The organism is Vibrio ouci (assembly GCF_004551525.1).
Taxonomy (GTDB): domain Bacteria; phylum Pseudomonadota; class Gammaproteobacteria; order Enterobacterales; family Vibrionaceae; genus Vibrio; species Vibrio ouci.
The window spans coordinates 42,361-67,253 of record NZ_SATR01000024.1 but is presented as its reverse complement, the minus strand read 5'-3'; the positions used below and the strand labels follow the sequence as shown (position 1 = coordinate 67,253).

At 44.5% G+C, this 24,893-nt stretch carries 24 protein-coding genes; 18 read left to right on the top strand and 6 right to left on the bottom strand.

The genetic code is table 11. The annotated features are described in order from the left end of the window. The first annotated feature begins 4 nt into the window (after positions 1-4). The 7 genes from ELS82_RS15745 to nqrM all read left to right on the top strand — a co-directional run bounded on the left by ELS82_RS15745 (position 5) and on the right by nqrM (position 6,017). Positions 5-1,249 (top strand): NADH:ubiquinone reductase (Na(+)-transporting) subunit B, encoded by a 1,245-nt coding sequence (locus ELS82_RS15745; RefSeq protein WP_134836315.1) that lies wholly within the window; start codon positions 5-7, stop codon positions 1,247-1,249. After that, on the top strand, positions 1,239-2,009 hold the full coding sequence (locus ELS82_RS15740) for a Na(+)-translocating NADH-quinone reductase subunit C (RefSeq protein WP_134836314.1): 771 nt from the start codon (positions 1,239-1,241) through the stop codon (positions 2,007-2,009). The genes ELS82_RS15745 and ELS82_RS15740 overlap by 11 nt, the downstream gene beginning before the upstream one ends. Next, a complete protein-coding gene (locus tag ELS82_RS15735) occupies positions 2,009-2,641 on the top strand; it encodes an NADH:ubiquinone reductase (Na(+)-transporting) subunit D (RefSeq protein WP_053440090.1) in 633 nt (210 codons plus the stop codon). The genes ELS82_RS15740 and ELS82_RS15735 overlap by 1 nt, the downstream gene beginning before the upstream one ends. A 7-nt stretch (positions 2,642-2,648) precedes the next feature. Next, positions 2,649-3,245 carry an NADH:ubiquinone reductase (Na(+)-transporting) subunit E gene (nqrE, locus tag ELS82_RS15730; protein ID WP_004415327.1) on the top strand — a complete coding sequence of 199 codons (597 nt, stop codon included), beginning with the start codon at positions 2,649-2,651 and terminating at the stop codon, positions 3,243-3,245. Positions 3,246-3,278: 33 nt separating this feature from the next. Further along, the gene (nqrF, locus tag ELS82_RS15725; RefSeq protein ID WP_134836313.1) at positions 3,279-4,505 is read left to right on the top strand and encodes an NADH:ubiquinone reductase (Na(+)-transporting) subunit F; all 1,227 of its coding nucleotides are present in this window, start codon (positions 3,279-3,281) and stop codon (positions 4,503-4,505) included. A 250-nt stretch (positions 4,506-4,755) separates the two neighbouring features. After that, positions 4,756-5,760 carry an FAD:protein FMN transferase gene (locus ELS82_RS15720; protein WP_134836312.1) on the top strand — a complete coding sequence of 335 codons (1,005 nt, stop codon included), beginning with the start codon at positions 4,756-4,758 and terminating at the stop codon, positions 5,758-5,760. 23 nt (positions 5,761-5,783) lie between these two features. Next, a complete protein-coding gene (nqrM, locus tag ELS82_RS15715) occupies positions 5,784-6,017 on the top strand; it encodes a (Na+)-NQR maturation NqrM (protein WP_004415318.1) in 234 nt (77 codons plus the stop codon). Positions 6,018-6,092: 75 nt separating this feature from the next. Here nqrM and ELS82_RS15710 read toward each other — a convergent pair whose 3' ends face one another. Next, the gene (locus ELS82_RS15710; RefSeq protein WP_134836311.1) at positions 6,093-7,307 is read right to left on the bottom strand and encodes a GGDEF domain-containing response regulator; all 1,215 of its coding nucleotides are present in this window, start codon (positions 7,305-7,307) and stop codon (positions 6,093-6,095) included. Between the two features lie 165 nt (positions 7,308-7,472). On the opposite strand from ELS82_RS15710, the gene dinB reads away from it, so the two are divergent. Continuing rightward, positions 7,473-8,540 (top strand): DNA polymerase IV, encoded by a 1,068-nt coding sequence (gene dinB, locus ELS82_RS15705; protein WP_134836310.1) that lies wholly within the window; start codon positions 7,473-7,475, stop codon positions 8,538-8,540. A 2-nt stretch (positions 8,541-8,542) separates the two neighbouring features. Here the strand turns inward: dinB and ELS82_RS15700 are convergent, their stop codons facing one another. Further along, a complete protein-coding gene (locus ELS82_RS15700) occupies positions 8,543-10,477 on the bottom strand; it encodes a RecQ family ATP-dependent DNA helicase (protein WP_134836326.1) in 1,935 nt (644 codons plus the stop codon). A 77-nt stretch (positions 10,478-10,554) separates the two neighbouring features. On the opposite strand from ELS82_RS15700, the gene ELS82_RS15695 reads away from it, so the two are divergent. The 4 genes from ELS82_RS15695 to ELS82_RS15680 all read left to right on the top strand — a co-directional run bounded on the left by ELS82_RS15695 (position 10,555) and on the right by ELS82_RS15680 (position 14,976). After that, positions 10,555-11,031: a GreA/GreB family elongation factor gene (locus ELS82_RS15695; RefSeq protein WP_134836309.1), complete on the top strand. Its 477-nt coding sequence runs from the start codon at positions 10,555-10,557 to the stop codon at positions 11,029-11,031. Between the two features lie 48 nt (positions 11,032-11,079). Continuing rightward, the gene (locus ELS82_RS15690; protein WP_134836308.1) at positions 11,080-11,823 is read left to right on the top strand and encodes a YggN family protein; all 744 of its coding nucleotides are present in this window, start codon (positions 11,080-11,082) and stop codon (positions 11,821-11,823) included. Positions 11,824-11,950: 127 nt separating this feature from the next. Next, complete coding sequence (locus tag ELS82_RS15685; protein WP_134836307.1) at positions 11,951-13,468, top strand: sensor domain-containing diguanylate cyclase; 1,518 nt, start codon at positions 11,951-11,953, stop codon at positions 13,466-13,468. Positions 13,469-13,614: 146 nt separating this feature from the next. Then, the gene (locus tag ELS82_RS15680; protein ID WP_134836306.1) at positions 13,615-14,976 is read left to right on the top strand and encodes a sodium-dependent transporter; all 1,362 of its coding nucleotides are present in this window, start codon (positions 13,615-13,617) and stop codon (positions 14,974-14,976) included. 85 nt (positions 14,977-15,061) lie between these two features. Here ELS82_RS15680 and ELS82_RS15675 read toward each other — a convergent pair whose 3' ends face one another. From ELS82_RS15675 to ELS82_RS15665, 3 genes are read right to left on the bottom strand one after another with little or no spacing between them, the layout of a single operon-like run. Continuing rightward, complete coding sequence (locus ELS82_RS15675; RefSeq protein ID WP_053440080.1) at positions 15,062-16,156, bottom strand: succinylglutamate desuccinylase/aspartoacylase family protein; 1,095 nt, start codon at positions 16,154-16,156, stop codon at positions 15,062-15,064. Continuing rightward, positions 16,116-17,021 (bottom strand): 30S ribosomal protein S6--L-glutamate ligase, encoded by a 906-nt coding sequence (gene rimK / locus ELS82_RS15670; RefSeq protein WP_004415299.1) that lies wholly within the window; start codon positions 17,019-17,021, stop codon positions 16,116-16,118. Before rimK ends, ELS82_RS15675 begins: the two co-directional genes overlap by 41 nt. Next, complete coding sequence (locus ELS82_RS15665) at positions 17,021-17,461, bottom strand: ATP-dependent zinc protease family protein (RefSeq protein WP_134836305.1); 441 nt, start codon at positions 17,459-17,461, stop codon at positions 17,021-17,023. The genes rimK and ELS82_RS15665 overlap by 1 nt, the downstream gene beginning before the upstream one ends. A 362-nt stretch (positions 17,462-17,823) precedes the next feature. Here ELS82_RS15665 and ELS82_RS15660 point away from each other — a divergent pair, with 362 nt between their 5' ends. After that, positions 17,824-18,363: a DUF3332 family protein gene (locus ELS82_RS15660; RefSeq protein ID WP_134836304.1), complete on the top strand. Its 540-nt coding sequence runs from the start codon at positions 17,824-17,826 to the stop codon at positions 18,361-18,363. Between the two features lie 58 nt (positions 18,364-18,421). Here the strand turns inward: ELS82_RS15660 and ELS82_RS15655 are convergent, their stop codons facing one another. Further along, positions 18,422-19,894, bottom strand: coding sequence for an aminoacyl-histidine dipeptidase (locus ELS82_RS15655; protein ID WP_134836303.1), 1,473 nt, complete (start codon positions 19,892-19,894; stop codon positions 18,422-18,424). A 463-nt stretch (positions 19,895-20,357) separates the two neighbouring features. Between ELS82_RS15655 and vcdP the strand changes: the two genes are divergently transcribed. The 5 genes from vcdP (at position 20,358) to crl (ending at position 24,810) form a co-directional block, all read left to right on the top strand. Further along, positions 20,358-20,444 carry a small protein VcdP gene (gene vcdP / locus ELS82_RS27925; RefSeq protein ID WP_502266703.1) on the top strand — a complete coding sequence of 29 codons (87 nt, stop codon included), beginning with the start codon at positions 20,358-20,360 and terminating at the stop codon, positions 20,442-20,444. A gap of 482 nt (positions 20,445-20,926) precedes the next feature. Further along, positions 20,927-22,216, top strand: coding sequence for an NCS2 family permease (locus ELS82_RS15650; protein ID WP_134836302.1), 1,290 nt, complete (start codon positions 20,927-20,929; stop codon positions 22,214-22,216). 287 nt (positions 22,217-22,503) lie between these two features. Beyond that, on the top strand, positions 22,504-22,968 hold the full coding sequence (gpt, locus tag ELS82_RS15645; protein ID WP_134836301.1) for a xanthine phosphoribosyltransferase: 465 nt from the start codon (positions 22,504-22,506) through the stop codon (positions 22,966-22,968). Positions 22,969-23,068: 100 nt separating this feature from the next. Next, positions 23,069-24,316, top strand: coding sequence for an esterase FrsA (gene frsA, locus ELS82_RS15640; protein ID WP_134836300.1), 1,248 nt, complete (start codon positions 23,069-23,071; stop codon positions 24,314-24,316). Positions 24,317-24,420: 104 nt separating this feature from the next. Beyond that, positions 24,421-24,810, top strand: a complete 390-nt coding sequence (crl, locus tag ELS82_RS15635; protein ID WP_004417345.1) for a sigma factor-binding protein Crl — start codon at positions 24,421-24,423, stop codon at positions 24,808-24,810. The last annotated feature ends 83 nt before the right edge of the window (positions 24,811-24,893 follow it).

The following is a 24,893-nucleotide window of genomic DNA, read 5'->3' as shown; positions in this document are numbered from 1 at the left end:
TTTCATGGGCCTTAAAAAGTTTATTGAAGACATCGAGCATCATTTTGAGCCAGGTGGTAAACATGAGAAGTGGTTTGCGCTTTACGAAGCTGCAGCAACACTTTTCTACACACCAGGCTTAGTAACGAAAAAAAGCTCGCACGTTCGTGATAGCGTTGACTTAAAACGTATCATGATCATGGTTTGGTTTGCGGTATTCCCAGCAATGTTCTGGGGTATGTACAACGCAGGTGGCCAAGCTATCGCTGCACTTAACCACATGTATGTTGGTGACCAACTTGCAGCAGTAGTATCAGGTAACTGGCACTACTGGCTAACTGAAATGCTGGGTGGCACCTTAGCCGCCGATGCAGGCGTTGGCAGTAAGATGATCTTGGGTGCAACTTACTTCCTACCTATCTACGCGACGGTATTTATCGTTGGTGGTTTCTGGGAAGTACTGTTCTGTATGGTGCGTAAGCACGAAGTTAACGAAGGTTTCTTTGTTACTTCTATCCTGTTTGCACTTATCGTTCCACCTACACTACCTTTATGGCAAGCAGCACTAGGTATTACCTTCGGTGTTGTTGTTGCTAAAGAGATCTTCGGTGGTACTGGTCGTAACTTCCTTAACCCAGCACTTGCTGGTCGTGCATTCCTATTCTTCGCTTACCCAGCTCAAATCTCGGGTGACGTAGTATGGACAGCAGCTGACGGCTTCTCTGGTGCGACGGCTCTTAGCCAATGGGCTCACGGCGGTAGCGGCGCGTTGATCAACAACATCACTGGCGCTCCAATCACTTGGATGGATGCTTTCATCGGTAACATCCCTGGTTCAATTGGTGAAGTATCGACGCTTGCACTAATGATCGGTGCAGCAATGATCGTATACATGCGTATAGCATCTTGGCGCATCATCGCAGGTGTGATGATTGGTATGATTGCAACAGCAACGCTGTTCAACGTTATCGGCTCTGACACTAACCCAATGTTCAACATGCCATGGCACTGGCACCTAGTTCTTGGTGGCTTTGCATTCGGTATGTTCTTTATGGCAACAGACCCTGTATCGGCTTCATTTACTAACAAAGGTAAATGGTGGTACGGCGCGCTAATCGGCGTGATGTGTGTACTAATCCGTGTTGTGAACCCAGCATACCCAGAAGGTATGATGCTGGCGATTCTATTCGCGAACCTGTTTGCACCTCTGTTCGACCATGTGGTTATTGAGAAGAACATCAAGCGGAGACTAGCACGCTATGGCAAGTAATAACGACAGCATTAAAAAGACGCTGGGTGTTGTTGTCGGGTTGAGCCTTGTTTGTTCAATCATCGTATCAACAGCAGCGGTAGGTCTACGTGACAAGCAAAAAGCTAACGCTGTACTAGATAAGCAAACTAAGATCGTTGAAGTTGCTGGTATTGACGCTGACGGCAAGAAAGTACCTGAGCTATTTGCTGAGTACATCGAACCTCGTCTAGTTGACTTTGAAACTGGTGCGTTTGTTGACGGCGATGCTGCAACTTACGATCAGCGTAAAGCAGCAAAAGATCCAGCAGAGTCTATCAAGCTAACAGCTGATCAAGACAAAGCTAAGATCATTCGTCGTGCTAACACAGGTGTTGTATACCTAGTGAAAGATGGCGACGCTGTATCTAAGATCATCCTACCGGTACACGGTAATGGTCTTTGGTCAATGATGTATGCATTCGTTGCGGTTGAAACTGACGGTAACACTGTATCTGCGATCACTTACTACGAGCAGGGTGAAACTCCTGGACTTGGTGGTGAAGTTGAAAACCCTTCATGGCGTGATCAATTTATTGGTAAGAAGCTTTATGATGAAAACTTCAAGCCAGCTATCAAAGTTGTTAAAGGTGGTGCTCCAGCCGGTTCTGAACACGGTGTTGATGGCCTATCAGGTGCGACACTAACAGGTAACGGTGTTCAAGGTACATTTGATTTCTGGTTAGGCGATATGGGCTTTGGTCCATTCCTAGCAAAAGTTCGTGACGGAGGTCTGAACTAATGTCTAGCGCACAAAACGTTAAGAAGAGTCTGTTAGCACCAGTATTGGATAACAACCCAATCGCGCTACAGGTTCTTGGTGTTTGTTCTGCTCTTGCAGTAACCACCAAACTAGAAACGGCTTTTGTAATGACACTAGCGGTTATCTTTGTAACTGCACTGTCTAACTTCTTCGTTTCGGTAATCCGTAACCACATTCCAAACAGCGTGCGTATCATCGTACAGATGGCAATCATCGCATCGCTAGTAATCGTGGTAGACCAAGTGTTGAAAGCATACCTATACGATATCTCTAAGCAGCTATCGGTATTCGTAGGCCTAATCATTACAAACTGTATTGTAATGGGTCGTGCTGAAGCATTTGCTATGAAGTCTGAGCCAATCCCATCTCTAATCGATGGTATCGGTAACGGCCTTGGTTACGGTTTCGTTCTTATTACTGTTGGCTTCTTCCGTGAACTATTTGGTTCAGGCAAGCTGTTCGGTATGGAAGTGCTTCCTCTAGTGAGCAACGGCGGTTGGTACCAGCCAAACGGTCTGATGCTTCTAGCGCCATCTGCATTCTTCCTAATCGGCTTCCTAATCTGGGCAATCCGTATTCTGAAACCAGAACAAGTAGAAGCGAAGGAGTAAGGACGTCATGGAACATTACATTAGCTTGCTAGTTAAATCGATTTTCATCGAAAACTTAGCACTATCGTTCTTCTTAGGTATGTGTACATTCCTTGCTGTATCTAAGAAAGTTAAGACCTCTTTCGGTCTTGGTGTTGCGGTTGTATTCGTACTGACAGTTGCGGTACCAGTGAACAACCTGCTTTACACTTTCATTCTTAAAGAGAATGCGTTAGTTGAAGGCGTGGACCTTAGCTTCCTGAACTTCATCACCTTTATCGGTGTAATCGCAGCACTTGTACAGATTCTAGAAATGATCTTAGACCGTTTCTTCCCACCTCTGTACAACGCGCTAGGCATCTTCCTACCGCTGATCACAGTAAACTGTGCGATCTTCGGTGGTGTGTCTTTCATGGTTACACGTGACTACAACTTTGCTGAATCTGTTGTTTACGGCTTCGGCTCTGGTGTGGGCTGGATGCTAGCTATCGTTGCGTTAGCAGGTATCCGTGAGAAGATGAAGTACTCTGATGTACCTCCAGGTCTACGCGGTCTTGGTATTACGTTCATCACAGTTGGTCTTATGGCGTTAGGCTTTATGTCTTTCTCTGGTGTTCAACTGTAAGTCGGGTAAACGGCAGCAATTAAAGGAATAGTCATGAATACTATTATTTTTGGTGTAGTGATGTTTACCCTGATTATTTTGGCGCTAGTTTTAGTGATTCTTTTCGCTAAATCTAAACTAGTACCATCAGGTGACATTACAATTTCTGTGAACGATGACCCTTCATTGGCGATCGTTACACAACCAGGTAGCAAGCTACTGGGTGCTCTAGCAGGTGCTGGCGTATTCGTATCTTCTGCTTGTGGTGGCGGTGGCTCTTGTGGCCAGTGTCGCGTAAAAGTTAAATCAGGTGGTGGCGACATCCTACCTACCGAGCTTGACCATATTACTAAAGGTGAAGCACGTGAAGGTGAGCGTCTAGCGTGTCAGGTTGCAATGAAAACTGACATGGATATCGAGCTTCCTGAAGAGATCTTCGGCGTTAAGAAGTGGGAATGTTCAGTTATCTCTAACGATAACAAAGCGACATTCATCAAAGAGCTTAAGCTACAAATCCCAGATGGCGAATCAGTACCTTTCCGTGCTGGTGGTTACATCCAGATTGAAGCGCCGGCTCACCACGTGAAATACGCTGACTTCGATGTACCAGATGAGTACCGTGAAGATTGGGATAAATTCAATCTGTTCCGTTACGAGTCTAAGGTAAACGAAGAGACGATCCGTGCTTACTCAATGGCTAACTACCCTGAAGAAGAAGGCATTATTATGCTGAACGTGCGTATCGCTACGCCGCCGCCTAATAATCCTGACGTACCACCTGGTATCATGTCTTCATTTATCTGGTCTCTTAAAGAGGGCGATAAGTGTACGATTTCTGGTCCATTTGGTGAGTTCTTCGCTAAAGACACTGACAACGAGATGGTATTCGTTGGTGGTGGTGCAGGTATGGCGCCAATGCGTTCACATATCTTCGACCAACTTAAGCGTCTTAACTCTACGCGTAAGATGTCTTTCTGGTATGGTGCACGTTCTAAGCGCGAAATGTTCTACGTGGAAGACTTTGACGGCCTACAAGCTGAAAATGATAACTTCATTTGGCACTGTGCTCTGTCTGACCCTATGCCAGAAGATAACTGGGATGGTTACACAGGCTTCATCCACAACGTATTGTACGAAAACTACCTGAAGGATCACGAAGCTCCTGAAGATTGTGAGTACTACATGTGTGGTCCACCGATGATGAACGCGGCTGTTATCGGCATGCTTAAAGATCTCGGTGTAGAAGATGAAAATATCCTACTGGATGACTTCGGCGGCTAAATTTCAGCGTATTTGAAGCTGTAGCGTCGTTGGCTTCATAAACCCAACCTAATCACATAGAAGATCTATGCTCATAGGCTTGGGTTTATTTACCGCCTAGCTACAACTCCAACTACTTGAAATTGCATATATAAGATGGCTGACTGCTTACTAGTCAGCCATTGTTTTTTTTAAGAATGGTAATAGTCGATACGTTCGATTAAGACGTATGAGCTATTCCCGTTCCCCCCAAAATACAGGAGTCTAACAAGTGAAAAAGTGGCTTGTTGCATTTGCTTCTCTGTTAGTACTGGCTGGTTGTGAGAAACCAGTAGAGCAGATTCATTTAAGTGGCCCAACAATGGGTACGACTTACAACATTAAATACATCGCAGCCGAAGGTCAGCCTTCTCCCCAAGAGCTTCAAGTTGAAGTTGATCGACTACTTGAAGAAGTAAACGACCAGATGTCGACTTACCGCAAAGATTCGGAACTAAGCCGTTTTAATCAAAGTGAATCGCTAGAGTCATTTGAGGTGTCACCACAAACGGCGACTGTTGTGAAAGAAGCGATTCGTCTTAACGGTCTTACTCTAGGTGCCTTAGATGTGACAGTTGGCCCATTGGTTAACCTATGGGGCTTTGGTCCTGAAGCGCGCCCTGAGGTTGTGCCAACGGATGCTGAGCTTAGTGAGCGTAAAGCCATGACAGGTATTCAACACTTGACTGCTGACGGCAACACGCTGAAAAAAGACATCCCGAACCTGTATGTCGATCTATCAACGATTGCCAAAGGTTGGGGGGTTGATGTTGTGGCTGATTACATTCAGGCTCAAGGTATCCTAAACTACATGGTTGAGGTTGGTGGTGAAATGCGCCTCAAAGGTCTCAACCGTGAAGGTGTGGCATGGCGTATTGCGATAGAAAAGCCGTCTGTAGAAGAGCGCTCAATCCAAGAGATCATCGAACCAGGTGATATGGCAGTCGCGACTTCTGGCGATTACCGTAACTACTTTGAGCGTGATGGTGTACGTTACTCACATATTATTAATCCAGCAACAGGCAAACCGATCAATCATAAAGTGGTGTCGGTGACGGTTTTAGATGCCTCGTCAATGACGGCAGATGGCTTAGCTACTGGACTAATGGTTCTTGGCGAAGAGCAAGGTATGAAAATCGCTGAGCAAAATAATATTCCCGTGTTTATGATCGTAAAAACGCAGGATGGATTCAAAGAGATGGCTTCAACAGCGTATAAGCCATATCTAAACCAATAACCCAATTATAAGAGCATGTCACTATGAGTGAGTTTATTATTACATTTGGTGTGTTTATGGCCGTGATTGCAGCAATGTCTATCGGCTATATTATCCAGAAGAAGGTTGTAAAAGGCAGCTGTGGCGGCCTTGGCGCAGTTGGTATTGATAAAGTATGTAACTGTCCTGAACCATGTGATGCGCGTAAGAAGCGCGAAGCACGTGAAGCGGCTCGACAAGAAAAGCTCGCGGCATGGGAAAAAGATCGTATTGCTTAATTCCCGAGCGTACAGATAATAAAAAACACCAGCATTACGCTGGTGTTTTTGTATCTAAGGTAACGGACTAGATCGTTACGAAGAGATGGTTTGGTTTCGCCCCGCAGCCTTCGCTGAGTATAAGTGGTCATCAGCAATCTTGATTTGATCGTTTAGGTCGGTATTCAAGTTACATACACCGATACTGATCGTCACCTGAATATGTTGTCCATTGTGTTTAATTGGTGTTTTTTCAACACGCTGACGCATATTTTCAATGCGACTAATGAACTCATCGAATGGAGCGCAAGACTGGATGCAGAACTCTTCTCCACCAAAACGAACCACCACATCCTCTGGGAAATAGATTTTCAGGATGTTGGCAACCATCTTTAATGTTGCATCACCGCCATCATGCCCATAGGTGTCATTGACCTTTTTAAAGTAATCAATATCGAGCATGGCAATATTACTATGCTCGCAACCAGTACAGGCTTGGTTGAATAAAAAACGCCTATTCCATAAGCCTGTCAATGCATCTTGATTGGCTAGCTTATACAGTTCGTCGGTGGCATCTTTCATATCTAACAGTTGATGAACGCGGCAATAAAACTCTTCTTGATTGAATGGCTTAGTGAGGAAATCATTGGCTCCCGCTTTAAGAAATTGGGCGGTGAGGGTTTTTGATTCGTTTCCGGATAAGCCCAAAATGGCTAAGCTATTCTTATCGTAACTCTGTCGGATCTCACGGGTCATGATGATGCCATCTTTCTCTGGCATGTCATGATCGGTGATAACAAAAGTGATATCCGAATTCTCTTCAAGCTTTTCTAGTGCTTGTTGGCCATTTTCGGCTTGAGTGGTACGAATATATTGGTGTTCGAGAAGTTGGGCGACATGGTTACGTACTGTGGGAGAGTCATCCACGACAAGAGCATGATGCTGATCGTTATTGAGCAACCTTTTGGCCAAAGGAAGTAGATAAGAGACGGACGCCATACTGTCTTTTAGTATGTAGTCAACCACCCCTTTAGCGATAAATCGTTCGCGCGCTTCATCATTAAATGTTGCCGTTAATACGATAACTTTTTGGCGGTATGAAAGTACTAGATCGATAACTTCACCATCTTGACCATCAGGCAAGCAGTAATCGAGTACAGCAAAGCGGAAGTCCTTGTGTTGCTTTAATAGCAGCTCAGCTTGAGCATATGATTCCGCATCGTAAACCTGACAACCAAGGGCTGCCAGTTGCTGGACCAAGTAATTTCTATACGCACGGCTATCTTCGACAACTAACACTTTATTGTTCAAAGTCGTGCCTCTTATTGTTATTTATAAACCTAATAATAACTATATCTTTATAAGATGCGAGCGATTCCTGTGTCAAATTTAATCAAGTCCTGACTTTGATATAGTGTATATATTAAGTATACTGTTTTTATATACAGTTTCCTTTTGAATGCCTAGTAGTCGTAAATGTCTAATGACAAAGTGAGAAAAATCATACATGTAGATATGGATTGCTTTTATGCAGCAGTGGAAATGCGTGACAATCCCTCATATAGGAATCGTCCGCTTGCTGTCGGAGGTCACGAAAAGCAACGGGGCGTGATCAGTACTTGTAATTATGAAGCGAGAAAGTTTGGTGTGCGCAGTGCGATGGCAACCTCTAAAGCCTTGCAGTTATGCCCTAGGTTACTCGTCGTTCCCGGTCGGATGGATGTCTACAGGCGGGTATCTCAACAGATCAGAGCGATCTTTGCCCGCTACACAAATTTGATTGAACCGCTATCTCTGGATGAAGCCTATTTAGATGTGACCAATTGTCCCCAGTACAAAGGATCGGCGACGTTGATTGCTGAAGCAATTCGCAATGATATTTGGCAAGAACTCAACCTTACTGCCTCAGCAGGTATTGCTCCGGTAAAGTTTCTTGCTAAGGTTGCGTCCGATATGAACAAGCCTAACGGACAATATGTCATACCTCCCGAGCGGGTGCAGCAAGAAGTCGATCAACTGCCATTAGAAAAAATACCAGGTGTTGGCAAGGTCAGTTTAGAGAAGCTCCATCAAGCGGGGTATTTTGTGTGTGCCGACGTGAAGAATAGTGATTATCGTGAGCTATTGCGTCAATTTGGTCGTTTAGGCGCATCGCTATGGAATAAAAGTCATGGCGAGGATAATCGTGAAGTGGTTGTCGAACGGGAGCGCAAGTCAGTTGGGGTTGAACGAACCTTTAGCCAAAACATCTCAACCTATGATGAGTGTTGGCAGGCAATCGAAGATAAGTTGTTTCCCGAACTAGAAAAACGCTTAGAGAAAGCCTCGCCAGAAAAAGCGATCATTAAGCAAGGAATTAAGCTCAAGTTTGCCGACTTCCAACTTACGACCATTGAACATATCCACCCGCAACTTGATCTCGATTATTTCAAGCAACTGCTAAGAGATATTCTAAAGCGGCAGAATGGACGCGAAATTCGCTTACTAGGCCTAAACGTCATGCTTAAGCCTGAAGAGCAAGTCAAACAGTTGAGCTTTTTTTAAGTCTAGCGATTGAGCTCAATCCATTGGCGAACTTGAGCAAAAGGTGTAGCTTCGAGTTTGCCAAAACCAGCCAGAGAGCGAGCCTTAAGCTTAGTGAATTTTGGGGTGGTGATTCCACATAGAAACTTAGCTTGCAGTGCGACAGAGAGTTGATGTCCTGCTTTATCATTCAGTTCATTTAGCCATTTTTCTAGCGGGTAGTCAGACAATGGAGTGATATCCCCACGCGGTAATGTCGCCACTTGATCGCGACAGACACTACAGTGACCACATTGCTTAGGCGCTTGATGATCACCAAAATAATGCGCTAGTTCATAGCTTAAGCACTGAGATGATTCGAAGAAACTCAGTAGGTTATGAATTCGAGCGATATCGCTGTTTTCTTTATCCGAGAACAGTTGCCATAAATTATGATTCAATTCATCGATTGGCTGGCTTGGCGGATTTACTTGATAGACTTCCGTCATCAATTTGCTTTCTAACTCAATCCAGCCTTTCTCGTTAAAGTAATCGAGCGCTGCCACGGCACGTTGTCTTTCGCCTTGGAAGTGAGTCCATAGCGCATCAAAATCGACCTGACACCAAACCTTGGCCTGACTTGAACAGTCAAACAGCGCTTGGACAAAGGCGCGCCTAGCAGGGTCAAACTGGTTGATGATGAAATTCTTATCCTGAATAAACTTAAATCGATAGTCGGCAAAATAGCTGTACTTAGCCTGAATTAGTCCAGCCATCTCTATATATACAAGTAGCGTCTTGAGGGGTAACTGACGAACATTACTTTCGGTCGCGAGGCGTGAAAGCACCACTTCCCATTGAGGTGAGTGACTTAGCGCTTGTTCAAGTACCGCTTGGATATCAGTTGGTTCAGGGGTGTCGCCATAGATGAAGTTTTCTAAGGTACTAATGCCACTTTGATTGGCGAGCAGTATGCACTTCGAGGGTTTGCCATCTCGACCTGCACGGCCAATTTCTTGTGCGTAGTTCTCAATCGATTTAGGCAAGTCGAAGTGAATAACGCGGCGGATATCCGACTTATCTACCCCCATACCAAAGGCGATGGTCGCGACAATGCAATCGACTTCTCCTGACATAAATTGATTTTGGATTTTTTCACGATCCTCACTAGCAAGTCCTGCATGGTAGGCCAGCGCATTATTGCCACTTTTGCGCAGGATAGATGCGACAGTTTCTGCAGTATTTTGCAGCGTCACGTAGACCACGGTTGGTGCTTTTGGATCTGGGCGCAGCAGTTCCAATAGCGCTTCACTTTTGTCTTCGTCTTCACATGGCGAAATGGTGATATCTAAGTTAGAGCGATAAAAGCCGGTAATGATGATGTCGTCGGGCTCAATCGAAAACTTGCGCTGCATATCTTCGATGACCGATTGAGTCGCCGTGGCAGTAAGCAACAAGGCTTGAGGAATATTAAGCTCTTTCAAGTACTGCGGCAGCTTTAGATAGTCAGGGCGAAAGTTGTGTCCCCACTCGGAAATACAGTGCGCCTCATCGACAACGAGCAAAGAGAGTGGGATCTGACTAATGAATTGGCGAAAGCGTTCGTTCTTGAGTCGTTCTACAGAGATCATTAAGATCTTGATCTCTCCTTGGCGGATCTGATTCATCACTTGTTGGATCTCTTCGCGACTAAGGCTTGAGTCAATCGAGGCAGCGGCGATACCTTTGCTGTGTAAGAATGCGAGTTGATCCTTCATCAATGCCAGCAGCGGCGATACAACAATAGTTAAGTGGGGTAAGCACAGTGCGGGTAGCTGATAGCAGAGAGATTTACCTGAACCTGTCGGAAAAATAGCAGCACAAGAACGATTCTCTAACACGGTATCGATAACATGTTGTTGACCTTCTCTTAGTTGGTCAAAGCCGAAGGTCGTTTCCAATATCGTTTGTACGTTGCTTGTGGGGTTTGAAGTGCTCATATCTGCCTTTTTGCTATTCTTGCCATCTCTAGCAAGGTATTCTAAAGATAATCCGGACATTGGAACACGATTTTAGTATGAATAAGTTGGAACTGCGCCAAACTATTTTGTCGCTTTTACAGCATAAGCACGCCGTAGCGATCAGTTCGGCTCAAAGAGCGATTGAATCCGCAACCGATGAAGAGACGGTCCCGGAGCATAAATATGACACCCTAGCACTAGAAGCCTCTTATTTAGCGCACGGGCAAGCAATGCGGGTTCAAGAGTGTGAACAAGAAATACAGATGATGTCAGACTTAGTGTTACCTGAATCACCAACCAAGATAGGCTTAGGTTGTGTCGTCGAACTTATAGACGCTGATGATCAGGTAAAGTGGTTTTTTATCGCTCCATGCTCAGGTGGACTTAAAGTGGACATCGAGCAGCAGAGCATCATGCTGGTCACGTTTGATTCGCCACTTGGTAAGGCATTAAAAGCTAAACAAACCGGTGACGAGGTAGAATACCAAGTTGGTCAATATAGCCATTGCTATGAAATTGAAGCGATCCACTAACGGAATCGTTTCTGGTAAGGTGTCATGATTGAATTGAGTGGAATGACAATGAAGAAGATATTACTAACATTACCCATTTTACTATCGAGCCAAGTGTACGCGACTCAATGTAAGGTTGATCTGAAGAATGAAATTCACCTTGATGGTCAGCGCATTGAGATTCTTCAAACCAATGGTGATAGTGCGATTGTCGATAGTGAGAACAATCTAATGATCCACGGTGAACGCATCGAACTAGACAGCGAGCAACAGCAAGCGATCGAAGCCTATCGAGAAAGCTTGAATGATTATCTGCCTAGAGCAAAGAAAATGGCTGAAGACGGCTTGGCATTGGCAAACGACATTATTGATGATGTCGCTGAGAGCTTCGATACTCCAGGTGCCTTTGACGATGTGAAACAGTCGATGCAGCAGTTTTATGCCGATATTGAAGCGCGTTACTACAAAGATGGTGATTTAATTTTACCAGCGGATAGCTTTGATTCGTTTGGTGATACTTGGGCGGAAGATTTTGAGAAAGCCAAGACACTGTTCAATGATGAGTTTATTACCAGTGCATTCAACGCCATGTCTGAGAAGATGAAAGAAGAAGGTGGTTTAAACCTAACCGAGATGGCTTCATCAATGACTGAGCTTAAAGAGCGAATTGCAGAGCGTTTACAAGCGCACTCCGTTGAAGTGCAAGAGCAAAGTGAAGCCTTCTGCGATTCTCTTGACCAGATGGCAGAGCAAGAGCAAGAGCTGCATAAGAAGATACCGGAGTTGAAGGATTATCAAATCTTTACCATCTAAACTTCAGCACTCGATTGAAATAGCAGTCTAGACTTAAAGAGCACCAGTAGGGTGCTCTTTTTGTAGACAATTACAGTGTGATTGTGTTTAATCCCGGCTCATTTTTTAATCGTGCTCCAAGGGTTGTGTGAAGATATCTAACTTTTCTGTCAAACAGTTAACGGTATTAGCTTCTATTTTTATGGCGGCTACGTTTGTTATTTGCTATCTCACCTTTCGCTACTTTTTTACCTACGATTTAGCCGTTGAGCGCGCATTCAATCAGCAGCAAGAAGAAGTTCACCGCGTTAAAACTTTGCTTAAACTGCAAAAAAACGAACTCGCTAAAAACCTAATGGATTACGCTTCGTGGGATGAGATTGCGGATTATATTGCAGGGGAAAATGATGATTTGCTGCAAGATAGCCTCAATGACCACACCTTTTCAGCGCTTGAAGTCAGTGGCATCTTTATTTTTGACCCTCACGTCTCTTTAGTGTGGGGAAGACTCTATGACTACGTTAAGCATAAAGAGCTCTCGTATGCCCCCATTCGCTATAAGTTTGGCGCTTTACTGGCGGACAGTTTACGCTCACCGACAGACAAACTGACCTCAGTGGTAAAGTTCTTAGTATTGGATGGTCAATCTCATTTAATGGCAACCTCAAGAGTGTGCAACAGCGAGGGAGTCGATTGTGATAAAGGGTTTATGATGATGATTAAACCCGTTGGACAGGAGTTTAGCGGTACCTTAAGACAAGCGACGGGCTTAGCGGTTGAGATCAAAACCAAAGATGAATTTGAGAGTTTTGACACTCTTACTGAGAATGTGTCGGTGATTGAGAAACTGGATTTTCAAAATGATTCTACGGTATTTGTCGAGATTCATCATTCAGTCAAGATCCCTGACTTTATTACTTGGCGAGAGCTATCCGCGGTACTCGCCTTTGCGGTCTTTATGTTTGGGTTTAATTTAGCCCTTGCGCACATCATAGTAAGGCCTGTTAAGCGTGTCTGCAGCGCACTCGATAGTTTGATTAGCGGTAACGCCTCTACATTGACTGAGCAAGATTCCTTTATTTCTTACGAAATGCGCGACTTTGTCTATCGAATTAATGAAGTGTTTAATCAGTTAGAAGCTAAGCAGAAAGAACTTGAGTGGCTCGCGTTACATGATGCCTTGACCAAAGTAGGCAACCGACGCAGCTTACAGCAATATTGGGACGCACTGGTTGAACAGTGCGGAGAGCGCCACATCAGCTTGCTGTTAATTGATATCGACTATTTTAAACCTTTTAATGATCATTACGGTCATATCGAAGGCGATCATGTTCTTCAGCAAGTTGCTTTGTGTTTAGAGCAGGCTAAAACGCAATGTGACAAATTTGTCGCACGCTTTGGTGGCGAGGAGTTTTGTGTGGTGCTGAGTTCGCAAGCCAAAATCGAAAATCAACAGGAAGCCGAGTGGTTACGTGCTGCTATCGTTGAGTTGCAGATCTCTCATCAGTACTCACCTATTGCTGATTGCATCACAGTGTCTAGCGGTGTGGCAGACTGCGCGCTACAACCGTTGGAAGAACTACAAGACATTTTCTTGGTGGCAGATTCCGCCCTCTATCAAGCTAAGGATTTGGGTCGAAACCAGTGTGTTGTTCATTCTTTATGATGGTAACTGCTGATTTTTTGCTCAAGTTTATATTAAATATCTAAGTTTTTCGTATTAGTGCTTATGTTGATGCTAAATAAATTGCTGGTTATAGTGTTTTGCATTACCGTACTAGTCAACTAGTTCATTGGTGCGAATTAAGAAGTATGGCACAGGTAGATTCCTCTCAATCTCGTGAGCATTTTGGCTCTCGTCTTGGTTTTATTCTCGCGGCTGCAGGGGCGGCGGTTGGTCTTGGCAACATCTGGGGTTTTCCTACCCAAGCAGCAAGTAATGGTGGCGGCGCTTTTTTACTGGTTTATCTAGTGATGATCCTTGTGGTTGCGTTTCCTATGCTGGTGGTTGAAATGGCCATTGGTCGCCACGGCCAAGCTAACCCAGTTGATAGCATGCGCTCACTGACCGCTAACTCTATCGGTAAGCGTGTCGGTGCTGCTGTAGGTTGGATAGGTTTAAGTGTGCCAAGTGCGGTATTGGCTTTCTACAGTATTGTCGGTGGTTGGTTGATCTGTTTCTTGCTCGGTGCTGTGACTGACGTTTTGGGGATGGAGACGGCAACGGCTTGGTTTAAAGGCTCCAGTATTGAACGTAATCTTTTTGGCACCATTACATTCTATGTTCTCACGATCTTAATTGTTCAAGGTGGCGTGAAAGAAGGGATTGAGAAGTGGTCGACACGCTTGATGCCGGCTCTGTTCATCTTATTTGGTCTGCTGTTTATCTACATCATGACGCAGAGCGGCGCGATGGAAGGGTTAAAGCATTACCTAATTCCGGACTTCGAAAAGGTGATGGATCGTAAGCTGATTCTAGCAGCAATGGGGCAAGGGTTCTTTTCTCTTACCATTGGTGGCTGTTCGATGTTGATCTATGGCTCTTACCTAAGCAAAAAAGAAAATCTGCCTAAGATGGCAATGAATGTCACGCTGGTGGATACCGCCGTCGCGTTTATTTCTGGACTGGTTGTGATGCCAGCTATGTTTGTCGCAATGCAAAAAGGCGTCCAGATTTATGCTGAAGATGGGTCACTGCTAAGCTCTGATACCTTGGTATTTACGGTACTACCGCTGATGTTTGATAGCTTAGGTCTATTAGGCCAGCTATTTGCGATAGTATTCTTCTTGCTACTGACCATTGCTGCGTTGACTTCATCTATTTCAATGTTGGAGTGTCCTGTCGCTCTGGTAAGCGAACGTTTCAATACTAAACGTACACCAACCAGTTGGGTACTTGGCGGTCTGATTGCCCTGTTTAGTGTGGTCATCGTCTATAATTTTGGCGAGCTGTTTGGATTGGTGGCGATGGTCGCGACACAGTACCTACAGCCAGCAGCACTGTTGTTCTGCCTATTTGGTGGTTGGGTATGGAACCGTCATTCAAAGATAAAAGAGCTAGAGCAGGGCTGTCCTGAGTTTACTCAAGGCTGGTTTGGTAAATTATGGCCTACCTACGTGAAGTTTGTTTGTCCGATTCTAGTCGCGACGGTTATCTGGGCTTCATTTGGTTAATAGCTAATTTAGCTAACAGGAAAGCGACAGATAATAAAAAGCCCGCATAGTGATATACGGGCTTTTTGTTTTTAACAGCTTCAGTTTACTGAGCAGGGGCGTTGATTTGGCCAGTTGTTAAAGGATCAACGTCAAGGTCTGTGACCTCTTCAATGAACTCTTCTACGACTTGTTCCACTTCTTCATCATCTTGCTCAAAGTAAGCTAAGTGGAAGATTGCATCGCCTTCGTTGACCAAAGGTAGAGTCTGTTGACCGATAACAATACCACCTTTGCGGGCTGTCAATTCAATCTCACTGTGGCCAAGTGGCGCGCTGATGTAAGCCAATACTTGGCCTTTTTCAACTTTCTCACCCAGTGTCACAACAGTACGCAAGATGCCATCACTTTCTGCACGTAGCCAGCTAGTGGACTTGGCAATCACTGGTGTTGGCAGCTTTTTACGGCTTGAACGCAGCATGCCAATCGCCTGCATTACACGTTGTACACCGATGAATCCTGCGCTGATACAAATTGGCTCAAAGCGTAATGCTTCACCCGCTTCGTAAGTCAGAACCGGAATGCCCAGGCGTTCAGCCTCGCTACGCAGAGAACCATCACGTAGTGGAGCATCGACTATCACTGGCGTAGCGAACGCCTGAGCAATACGAAGTGTTTCTGGGTTACTTAAATCTGCACGAATTTGTGGCAGGTTAGTACGGTGAATTGCACCCGTGTGTAAGTCCAGAATGTAATCACAGCGCTTAGCGACCTGAGAGAAGAAAGTATTGGCCATACGTGATGCCAATGAACCTTTCTCACTTCCTGGGAAGCAGCGGTTTAGATCGCGTCGATCCGGTAGGTAACGCGATTTATGAATAAAGCCAAATACGTTGACGATTGGCACAGCAATCACGGTCCCCTTGAGCTTGTTAGCATCAATGGTGTTGATCAACTGGCGTACAATCTCAACGCCGTTGAGTTCATCACCATGGATAGCTGCGTTGACCATTAAAACGGGTCCTGCTTGCTTACCATTGATGATCTCGACAGGGATCGATAAAGGTGAGTGGGTATAAAGCTTAGCGGCTTCTAACTCAATAACCTTACGTTCTCCCGGTGAGACGGACTCGCCGAGAAATTCAAATGCGCTATTCTTTTTAGCCTTTGCCACGAGTTTTAGTCCTTTTGCTTGCCGCATTCTTCTCAATAAATTCGACAATCATTCCAGCAATGTCTTTACCAGTTGCGGCCTCAATACCTTCAAGACCTGGAGATGAGTTTACTTCCATGACCAATGGACCACGGTCTGATCTTAGTAGATCTACCCCAGCCACATTTAGACCCATTATTTTCGCAGCCGCTACCGCAGTACGGCGCTCTTCTGGAGTGATCTTAATTAATGATGCACTACCGCCACGGTGTAGGTTTGAACGGAACTCGCCTTCAGCACCTTGACGCTTCATTGCTGCAATCACTTTGTCACCCAGTACGAAGCAGCGAATATCTGCACCGCCAGCTTCCTTGATGTACTCTTGCACCATGATGTTTGCTTTTAGGCCCATGAAAGCTTCAACAACGCTTTCTGCTGCTTTACGAGTTTCAGCAAGAACCACACCGATACCTTGAGTACCTTCAAGTAGTTTGATCACTACTGGAGCACCGCCAACCATTTCTAGTAGGTCTTTCACATCATCAGGCTTGCTTGCAAAACCTGTGATTGGCATACCGATACCTTTGCGTGATAGCAATTGCATTGAGCGTAGTTTGTCACGAGAACGCGTGATCGCAACAGATTCATTAACTGGGTAAACGCCCATCATTTCAAACTGGCGTAATACCGCAGTACCGTAGAAAGTTACAGACGCACCGATTCGAGGAACAATCGCGTCAAAGCCAGATAGTTCTTCACCTTTGAAGTGGATCTCTGGTTTCTCTGAGTTGATATTCATGTAACAACGTAGCGCATCGATCACTTTCACTTCGTGACCACGGCTTTCTGCCGCTTCAATTAGACGCTTGGTTGAGTACAGGTTCGCGTTGCGAGACAGAATACCAATTTTCATTATTTGCTTTCCTCGAAAGGGACTAAAAACGATTCAACAGGGTCGACAATGATGCGATCGTGCATTGCAGTGCGACCTAATAACATGCGAAAAGCCATGTTTTCGCGATTAGTTAAAGTAATTTCAATTGGCCAGCTTTTTCCGCCAATGCTCAGTTCAGATTCGATCACATAACGTGATTCTTCATGACCACCTGAGTCGCGCACTGTGCGCTCATCAATTACTTTAGCTTCACAAACTTTTTCGAATTCCGTGTCGTGTTGTTTTGGGTGAATCCAGAAGCGGACCCATAGAGCTTCGTCCTTCTTAAAGCTCTCTACTTTGAACGCGTGTAAACAAGACGTCCTGGCTCCGGTATCAATTTTTGCATTAATTTCATTAATACCTAAACCTGGCAGGCTAAGAGTTTCTCGCCAACCGACTAATAGTTTTTCTTTCATCGCAGTACAAATTTTATTAGAGAGAATTACAGACTCAGTTAGGGATAAACTCAGTCCACCGATACAACTTAAAATGTTTATTTAAATTTGAGTTATCGCTTGAAGAGGGCGTTTGTGATGAGCCCAAGAAGCTTCAAGGAGGCGGACTGTATCAGTCACAATGATTACTGACTAACGAAATAAAATGTCCATAACGACAAATTTAATTTATCGACATTGATGAGAAATTAAGCGTCCAAAACTTGGGACTGTAAGCACAATTCTTAGGATTAGTCTGAGGTTATTGATGCCCATAACATATGCAACTTAATAACTGAGCTAAAGTTGTTGATGAACATTATCGTCAATAGTTAGAGGGATTTATGAAAACAACAATAGCAAAAGTAGTGGCGTTGTCAACAGTTGCAATAAGCTTATCGGGTTGTGTGGGTAGTAATGCCGTCACGGGAATGCTGATGAAGTTTAACGTTGAAGCTGTCGATAACCGTTATGCTAGGGGCGGCCTCAACATGTTACTCGCGCCAGTCTATGGTATTACCGTGGCGGCGGATTATTTAATTTTCAACTCACTCGAGTTTTGGACGGGTAAAAACCCGCTGAATGGTAAGCCACACATCTTTGATACCAAGACGGAGACCATGATTGATATTAATGATGATCTGGATGATTCATTGAAAGAAGCTCCTATTGCTCCAATCAGCCAGTATCGTACTATTGAGCGTGGCCACATGCAGTCTTTGGATGCAAACACGATCCAAATGGATATCACCTATGATAATGGTGAGCGCGCTACCCTTATTGGGGTTAAAGAGGGCGAGAAGGTCTCTTACTTCATTGACGGAGAGTTAGTCGCTGAAACCAGTCTTCAAGAGCTTGAAGATTACTTAGCGACTCAAGCATAAAGAGAATTTAGAGGATAAAAAAGCCGAGCTAGTGGTAGCTCGGCTTTTTTAGTGTTTGTTAGGCTTTCTCTGGAATCGCTTCCAGCAGCGCTACCATTTGATCCCAGAATAGAGCAACGGTATCGATCTTCACTTTCTCATCTGGAGAGTGAGGGAACTTGATCGTTGGGCCAAAAGAAACCATATCCATGTTCGGGTAAGGTTCTTTGAATAGACCACACTCAAGACCTGCGTGAATTACCATGATGTTTGGTTTGTGGCCGTAGATGCCTTCATACATGTCACGGAAGATAGCCATGATTTCAGAATCCGCGTCTGGCTTCCAACCCGGGTAAGCACCAGAGAATTCAATCTGTGCCCCCGCCAGCTCTGCAACAGAAGCTAGCATGCCTTCTACTTGCTGACGACCAGAGTCAATCAGTGAGCGAACTAGACATAGCACTTGAATTTGGTTCTCTTCCGTTGTGATAACACCAACGTTAAGAGAAGTCTCTACGACGCCTTCGATTTCATCGCTCATACGAATCACGCCATTTGGACATGCGTTTAGCGCAGCAATAAAGCGTTGCTGATCCGCAACAACTAGAACCTGTGCGTCTGTTTCGATTGCTTTATTGAAAGAAACAATGTCCGTTTCTACTTTACCTAGCTCTGTTTTCAGCAGGTTAGTGTAGAACTCAAACAGTTCTGTAAGCTTAACTTCGTTTTCAGCAGGAACCGCTACCGTTACAAACGCTTCGCGAGGAATTGCGTTACGTAGGCTACCACCGCGGAATTCAACTAGGCGAAGATCAAGCTCTTGCGCGTGACCCGCTAGGAAACGTGCAACGAGTTTGTTTGCGTTACCACGACCAGTGTGAATATCACAGCCAGAGTGACCGCCTTTTAGGCCTTTAAGGATTAGCTGACGAGTTACATAACCTGCAGGAATTGCTTCACGTTTGATGTCAAAAGTCATTTCGCCATCGATGCCGCCAGCACAACCCATGTAGACTTCGCCTTCTTGCTCAGAGTCAGTATTAAGTAGGATATCGCCTTCTAACCAACCCGCTTCAAGACCAAATGCGCCAGTCATGCCTGCTTCTTCATCAATAGTGAGTAGTACTTCGATTGGACCATGCTTGATCTCAGTCGATGCTAGTACTGCTAGACAAGAAGCCATACCCATACCGTTGTCAGCACCTAGGGTAGTACCTTTGGCGGTAACCCACTCACCATCAATGTATGGCTGGATAGGATCTTTAGTGAAGTCATGATCCGTGTCTTCGTTCTTTTGCGGCACCATATCGATGTGCGCTTGTAGAACTATACCCTTTTTGTTTTCCATACCCGGTGTGGCTGGCTTTTTAATGAAAACGTTGCCTGTTGGATCACGGCGAACTGGTAGGCCTTGCTCAGTAGCCCATTGCACAATGTACTGTGCTAGCGCTTCTTCATGCTTAGAAGGGTGAGGGATAGAACAGATCTTATCGAAAAACTGCCATAGTGGAGCAGGTGATAAGTTGCTGATTTCAGAATGGAATTCAGACACGGATGACTCCTTAAAAAGAATAATGCCAGATTTTGTTATGCGGCGCGGTTGCGTAGGCAGAACAAAAAGCTAAATCTGACCTATTAAATAGAGGCCACAGCATAGCACTACAGGCCTTTGGGTAGTAGTAAAAGCGAAATGGAAAGCAAAAGGGCAATCACATAATAGGTATTTTTCACGAAAACGTTTACGCACCTAAGTTCGTAACTTTTGTTGCCAATCGCGTTATTAGGTTGATATTTCTGTAAGTAAATTACAGTTTAAATTTGGTTGAAGTCAATTTATGAAGTTTTTGTGATAGTTATCACGCAAATGCTTGTAATTAATTTTCTTTGGGGTATATTAGTAACCAACTTCGAAAGCGAAGAGAAAATGCTCAAAGGATGAGTCCGATTTGTCGCCTCCAAGGAACCGAGAAATCAATATTTGTAATTTGTTTTAATTGATTTAGAAGGTGATAGTTATGAAAGGTTTACCAAGTGCAGCGTTCTGGCTAAACAGCTCTGTTTACACTGGCAGCTTTAAGTATCCAACAAGCTTCGGTTACTAAACCGGGGTTTGTGACTCTCGAACAGTAGTATGTTCACCCCTATTATTGGAATTTTTTTTCAGCAGCTTAATTCTTGCTGACATGATTCAACCGCCACTCAAATTGAGTGGCGTTTTTTTATCTGAAAAATAACCTATCTACGTATCCTAACTTCCTGCTTTCCTTAGCTAGCTCATCTAGCCTCGATTTTATTCGCATAAACTCATATTGCTCGCCGAATATTAGCCATTTCGTCAGTTGTAAGTTTGCAACATGGTACAAAAAATCACCTTTTCCTCTCAAAAGTTAACTTTTGATTTAATTATTGATTAATAAGGTTTTTTGCCGTTTTTAATTGCAATGTAATCGATTGAATTTCCCTTTTACAATTAGAAATATTAGTTAGAGTCTTAATTCTATCTGGAATTTACTATTTGATGACCTTATAATTCCCGCCAATCGATTACGCAACCGTTTACTTTTTACCTTTTTAGGATTCGATTATGTTCGAAAAACTATTCAAGCTCAGTGAAAATGGCACGACAGTCAAAACTGAGATCATCGCAGGTATCACTACCTTCTTAACGATGGCTTACATCATCTTTGTTAACCCAGCTATGCTTGCTGACGCAGGTATGGACAAAGGTGCTGTGTTCGTTGCTACCTGTCTTGCAGCAGCGATCGGCTGTTTCATCATGGGCTTTGTCGCTAACTACCCAATTGCTTTAGCACCGGGTATGGGTCTGAACGCGTTCTTCACTTACGGTGTTGTTCTTGGCATGGGACATTCATGGCAAGTCGCGCTGGGAGCCGTTTTCGTATCGGGTCTTATCTTTATGTCATTAAGCGTATTTAAGGTACGTGAATGGATCATTAACTCGATCCCAATGTCTTTAAGAACCGGTATCTCGGCAGGTATTGGTCTTTTCCTTGCGTTTATCGGTCTGCAAAACTCAGGCATTGTTGTTGATAACCCAGCGACCTTGGTTAGCCTTGGTGACATTACCGGTCTGCAACAAGCGCTTGCCGCACTTGGTTTCTTCTTAACGATTGCACTGGTATACCGTGGCGTACGTGGCGCTGTAATGATTGCAATCCTAGTGATCACTGCGATTGGCCTACTTATGGGTGACGTTCACTGGGGCGGTGTGATGTCGACACCACCAAGCATTGCTCCAACGTTAATGCAGATGAACATCGCAGACGTATTTGAAGTCGGTATGATCTCGGTTGTATTTGCTTTCTTATTTGTTGACCTATTTGACACAGCGGGCACGCTCGTTGGCGTGGCAACAAAAGCTGACCTAATCAAAGAAGACGGTAAGCTTCCTCGCCTAAGCAAAGCGCTGCTTGCTGATTCAACAGCAACCTCTGTAGGTGCGATGCTAGGTACTTCAAGCACCACTTCTTACGTTGAATCAACGGCGGGTGTTGCGGCTGGTGGTCGTACAGGTTTAACCGCAGTCGTTGTTGGTGTGCTATTCCTTCTGGCGCTATTCTTCTCGCCGCTAGCGGGTATGATTCCAGCGTACGCCACAGCTGGTGCACTTTTCTACGTAGCGATTCTAATGATGTCTGGTCTTGTTAGCGTAGACTGGCGTGATTTGACAGAAGCGGCACCCGTTGTCGTGACATGTCTGCTAATGCCTCTGACATACTCAATCGCGGAAGGTATTGCTCTTGGCTTTATTTCTTACGCGGCAATTAAACTGCTAAGTGGCCGTGGTCGCGAAGTTTCAGTGAGTGTTTGGGTCTTAGCTGCAGTATTTATTATCAAATACTTAGTGGCTTAACCAACGAACGTCACTTCTTTTCTTTGTTTGAAAAGAGTTTATTTATCGTCGCTATAGTAGTCATGGCTACTATGGCGATTATTTTTGTCTAGAGAATCAAATCTAGTCCATAGCCATCATTGAGCTGTTCATTCGTGCTGAACATTTTATTTATGGCATTGGTATTATGCTGCACTTTCGGTAAAATAAACGTTTGCGTAGCTTTTCCCCCAAACTTGCCGATTGCGATCATTTCATTACAGATGCTTTGCGGGGATGCAGATTTTTCAAATTATTAGGTTATTACAATGGCTAAGAAATTCATTATCACTTGGGACCAAATGCACACACTTTGTCGTGAATTGGCAGAAAAACAGATGCCAGCAGAGCAGTGGAAAGGTATTTGGGCTGTGAGCCGTGGCGGTCTTGTTCCTGGCGCAATCCTAGCGCGTGAACTAGGCATTCGTCACGTTGATACAATTTGTATCTCTAGCTACGACCATGATCACCAACGTGATATGACGGTAGTGAAAGCACCAGAAGGTGACGGTGAAGGTTTCCTAATCGTTGAAGACCTAGTGGACAGTGGTGACACTGCGCGTACACTGCGCGAAATGTACCCGAAAGCAAAACTGATCGCAGTATGTGCTAAGCCAGCAGGTGTTGAACTACTTGATGACTACGTGGTTGATATCGCACAAGACACTTGGATTGAGCAACCATGGGATATGTCAATTCAGTACGTTGAGCCAATCAATCGTAAACAAAAGTAATCTCTTTGCTTAATTCCCACCTATTTCTTGATAAATGACCCTTTCTTGGGTCATTTTTTTTATTACTATTTAGTAATCATTATTTATTTAGGTCGAACTCATGTCAGAGGAAGTCAGCAAGAACCTCTCAGAAACCTTGTTTGCTAATCATAAACAAGCAAAAGAAACATCTGGGCTTACCCGCTATATGCCGAGTAGCCAAACGTTTCTCGATGGTAAGCTAGAGGAGGATGGCTATAAATGGTATCGCAATCTGCGTCGTATGCAGTGGTCATGGCAAGGGCTTGATCCAATTGAGATTGAAGCGGTGCTTGCCAAGATAGCGGCCTCTAAGCATTCACGTACTAATGACCAGTGGCTAGATACCGTGATGGGTTATCACAGTGGTAACTGGACGTATGAGTGGACGAAATTGGGTATGTTGCATCAAAAGCGCGCAGCAGAACTCAAGGGAGAAGATGCGGCAGATGAGATGTTTAACGCATCGCTATGTTTTAGCATTGCCGGTTACCCACACCTAAAAAATGATAATTTAGCCGCGCAAGCGCAGGTGCTAGCAAGCAATGCTTACACTGAAGCGAGCAATAAAACCAAATACATCGTCAAACGTATTGAGATCCCTTACCAAAAGAAAACCATCGTTGCTCATTTGCACCTAACCAGTACCGAAAAGCCTCAGCCAGTTGTGATGGTCAGTGCTGGCTTGGACAGCTTACAAACCGATCTGTGGGCGCTATTTCGTGATCACCTAGCGAAAAAGAACATCGCAATGCTAACGGTTGATATGCCTTCTATTGGTTACAACACCCATTGGAATATGACCGAAGATACCTCGCGTTTGCATCAGGTGGTACTCAATGAGCTCTACAACATTCCTTATGTCGATCACCATAAAGTTGGCTTGATCGGTTTCCGCTTTGGTGGCAATGCGATGGTACGACTGTCGTTCCTAGAGCAAGATAAGATTAAGGCCTGTGTATCGCTCGGTGCACCAATTCATGATGTGCTCTCTTCTCCGGAAAAACTCAAGCAGATGCCTAAGATGTATTTGGATGTATTAGCATCTCGAATAGGTAAAACCGCGGTTGATATTCATAGCCTCGCAGGGCAGCTGATGGCTTGGTCACTCAAGGTTCAAGGCATTTTGGCTGGGCGTAAAACTCGCGTGCCGATATTGGCAATGAGTTTAGAAAATGACCCTGTGTCACCCTACAGCGATAACCAGTTAGTTGCCGTTTATAGCGACTACGGTAAAGCGAAGAAAATTAGTGCTAAGACAATTACACAAGGTTATGAGCAATCCCTCGATTTAGCGATAAAGTGGTTAGAAGATGAGCTAATTAGATGACATTTAAACTAATTTAGACAACACTTATGTATACGAGCTACCCAGACTGTTTAGTCCTGAAGTATGCGCGAATAACAATAAGTAAATGAATATGGAGATTCATTATGTCTGAACAGACAAAAAGTCCGACACATTATCGCTTGTTAACAACACTGAGAGCTATTGGGCCTTATCTGCGCGAGTCACAAAGTTCCGAAGGCTCTTATTTGTTTGATTGCCTATCGGTTTGCGTCAATGATAAGAAATCACCAGAGCAAAGAGAGTTTTGGGGCTGGTGGCTTGAGCTAGAGAAAAATGGTGAGGCGTTTGAAGCCCGCTACCGCTCAGGTTTATATGATGTGACAGGGGAGTGGCAAGACAAAGCCCTACCCAAAAAGGCTATTCAAGATGTCACTCGTACCCAAGAAGTGTTTCATCAAAAGCTGCTTGAAACTCTAGAGAAAGAGTTTGAAATCCCACTGGCGATTCACAAGGAATCTGTCGAATTCGTCTAAATTTCTCTGGCTTTTGACTCTATAGACCAAAAAGGCGCTTTTTAGCGCCTTTTCTGCTTGTGAAATTTCGATTTGATTGCTAA

What these genes read in the sequence shown, in the direction of transcription:
- ELS82_RS15745 (WP_134836315.1), top strand. Translation starts at nt 5, where the DNA reads ATGGGCCTTAAAAAGTTTATTGAAGACATCGAGCATCATTTTGAGCCA.
- ELS82_RS15740 (WP_134836314.1), top strand. Translation starts at nt 1,239, where the DNA reads ATGGCAAGTAATAACGACAGCATTAAAAAGACGCTGGGTGTTGTTGTC.
- ELS82_RS15735 (WP_053440090.1), top strand. Translation starts at nt 2,009, where the DNA reads ATGTCTAGCGCACAAAACGTTAAGAAGAGTCTGTTAGCACCAGTATTG.
- nqrE (WP_004415327.1), top strand. Translation starts at nt 2,649, where the DNA reads ATGGAACATTACATTAGCTTGCTAGTTAAATCGATTTTCATCGAAAAC.
- nqrF (WP_134836313.1), top strand. Translation starts at nt 3,279, where the DNA reads ATGAATACTATTATTTTTGGTGTAGTGATGTTTACCCTGATTATTTTG.
- nqrM (WP_004415318.1), top strand. Translation starts at nt 5,784, where the DNA reads ATGAGTGAGTTTATTATTACATTTGGTGTGTTTATGGCCGTGATTGCA.
- dinB (WP_134836310.1), top strand. Translation starts at nt 7,473, where the DNA reads ATGTCTAATGACAAAGTGAGAAAAATCATACATGTAGATATGGATTGC.
- ELS82_RS15700 (WP_134836326.1), bottom strand. Translation starts at nt 10,477, where the DNA reads ATGAGCACTTCAAACCCCACAAGCAACGTACAAACGATATTGGAAACG.
- ELS82_RS15695 (WP_134836309.1), top strand. Translation starts at nt 10,555, where the DNA reads ATGAATAAGTTGGAACTGCGCCAAACTATTTTGTCGCTTTTACAGCAT.
- ELS82_RS15690 (WP_134836308.1), top strand. Translation starts at nt 11,080, where the DNA reads ATGAAGAAGATATTACTAACATTACCCATTTTACTATCGAGCCAAGTG.
- ELS82_RS15680 (WP_134836306.1), top strand. Translation starts at nt 13,615, where the DNA reads ATGGCACAGGTAGATTCCTCTCAATCTCGTGAGCATTTTGGCTCTCGT.
- ELS82_RS15675 (WP_053440080.1), bottom strand. Translation starts at nt 16,156, where the DNA reads ATGCGGCAAGCAAAAGGACTAAAACTCGTGGCAAAGGCTAAAAAGAAT.
- rimK (WP_004415299.1), bottom strand. Translation starts at nt 17,021, where the DNA reads ATGAAAATTGGTATTCTGTCTCGCAACGCGAACCTGTACTCAACCAAG.
- ELS82_RS15665 (WP_134836305.1), bottom strand. Translation starts at nt 17,461, where the DNA reads ATGAAAGAAAAACTATTAGTCGGTTGGCGAGAAACTCTTAGCCTGCCA.
- ELS82_RS15660 (WP_134836304.1), top strand. Translation starts at nt 17,824, where the DNA reads ATGAAAACAACAATAGCAAAAGTAGTGGCGTTGTCAACAGTTGCAATA.
- vcdP (WP_502266703.1), top strand. Translation starts at nt 20,358, where the DNA reads ATGAAAGGTTTACCAAGTGCAGCGTTCTGGCTAAACAGCTCTGTTTAC.
- ELS82_RS15650 (WP_134836302.1), top strand. Translation starts at nt 20,927, where the DNA reads ATGTTCGAAAAACTATTCAAGCTCAGTGAAAATGGCACGACAGTCAAA.
- gpt (WP_134836301.1), top strand. Translation starts at nt 22,504, where the DNA reads ATGGCTAAGAAATTCATTATCACTTGGGACCAAATGCACACACTTTGT.
- frsA (WP_134836300.1), top strand. Translation starts at nt 23,069, where the DNA reads ATGTCAGAGGAAGTCAGCAAGAACCTCTCAGAAACCTTGTTTGCTAAT.
- crl (WP_004417345.1), top strand. Translation starts at nt 24,421, where the DNA reads ATGTCTGAACAGACAAAAAGTCCGACACATTATCGCTTGTTAACAACA.